2 protein-coding genes are annotated in these 1,669 nt (G+C 63.2%); both read left to right on the top strand.

Annotated elements, in window-relative coordinates:
- A partial coding sequence (locus tag WA702_RS01530; RefSeq protein WP_425108762.1) for a transporter associated domain-containing protein occupies positions 1-620 on the top strand: 620 nt, incomplete at its 5' end.
- A 126-nt stretch (positions 621-746) separates the two neighbouring features.
- Positions 747-1,669 (top strand): ABC transporter permease subunit (locus WA702_RS01525; protein ID WP_425108761.1); only part of this gene is annotated, 923 nt, incomplete at its 3' end.

Here is a 1,669-nt window from a genome sequence, read left to right as displayed (position 1 = left end):
TGGCGCTGCCGCGCACCGATCGCGGCCCGCGGCGGGTCGAGCTCGATCTGCCGGGCCAGCTCGAGCAGCAATTGGTCGGCTACCCGGTGCGGCCGAAGAGCCTGTACTATCGCCGCGGCCTGATCCCCTCCTGGTCGAAGCCGACTTTGGTGATCCGCAACGAGCAGATCCTTTCGCCGGCCGAGGCCGAGCCGATCGCCCCGGGCGACTATCTCTATCTGCTGGCACCGCCGAAGAAGGCCGAGTCGCTCGACCGCTTCTTCGTCGACATGCAGCCATCGTCCGCACCTGATCCGCATCTGCTCGGCGACTTCATGGTATCTGGCGAGCGCACGCTGGATGAACTGGCCGCGATCTATGGCGTCAGCGTCGCGGACGAGGAGCGCGCGTTGACGCTATCAGATTATTTCGACGTCCATCTCGATCGCGCGCCGGGTGAGGGCGCCACGGTGGCGCTCGATACGATCGTGCTGGTGGCGCGCTCGATCTCCGGCGGCCGGGTCAATGTCGTCGGCCTGCGGCTACCGGAGGACGATGAGGAGGCTGCGCCGCCGCCGACGCGCGCCCATTCGTTCAGGCGCAAGCTCACGGATGTCTGGTCACAAGTCGCGGGCGTCTGAGCAAGGCCATCACAAAACCTTCATAGAACACCGAGCGTGACAAACAACCACCGCAGCGCTTGAACAGACCCATCACCTTGTGACAAGGAGACGCTCTCCGCGGGACAACCGAATGAGACCGCCTCCATGTTCCTGCAAGACATCCGCAGCAGTACGCTTGGCCACGCGGTCCGGCCCAACATCTGGGACATCGTCGCGCTGATCATCGTGATCGGTGCCATGGTGCTGATCGTCTATGGCGGTGAGCAGACCACGCTGCCGCTGTCGGCGCTCGACAACACACCTGTTACACTCAATCCCTCGCATCTGCCGCTCTATGCGCTGCGCACCACCTTGCGGATGCTGCTCGCGATCATCTGTTCGCTCGTTTTTACCTTTCTCTATGCGGCGCTCGCCGCCAAGAGCCGGCGCGCCGAGATGGTGCTGATTCCGCTGCTGGACATCCTGCAGTCGGTGCCGATTCTCGGCTTTCTCACCTTTACCGTCGTGTTCTTCATGAACCTGTTTCCCGGCAAGGTGCTGGGCGCCGAGCTCGCCTGCGTGTTCGCGATCTTCACCAGCCAGGCCTGGAACATGACGTTCAGCATGTATCAGTCGATGCGCAACGTGCCGAAGGATCTGGAGGAGGCGACGCAGAGCTTCCACCTTTCGGGATGGCAGCGCTTCTGGCGACTCGATGTTCCCTTCGCGATGCCCGGCCTGATCTGGAACACGATGATGTCGATGTCCGGCGGCTGGTTCTTCGTGGTGGCTTCGGAAGCCATCACCGTCGGCAACACCACCGTCACCCTGCCCGGCATCGGCTCCTATGTCGCGATCGCGATCCAGCAGAAGAACCTCGTCGCGATCGGCCTCGCCATCTTCACCATGCTGCTGGTGATCATCGTCTACGACCAACTGCTGTTTCGCCCGATCGTGGCCTGGGCCGACAAATTCCGCTTCGAGCAGACCGCGTCGGGCGATCCGCCAACTTCGTGGATGCTCGATTTGTTCAGGCGCACCCGCGCGCTGCGCGCGCTTGCGCTGCCGTTCTCTGCCATCAACCGCAC

Source organism: Bradyrhizobium sp. (assembly GCF_049798375.1).
Classification (GTDB): Bacteria; Pseudomonadota; Alphaproteobacteria; order Rhizobiales; family Xanthobacteraceae; genus Bradyrhizobium.
This window is presented reverse-complemented; position numbering and strand designations above follow the sequence as displayed.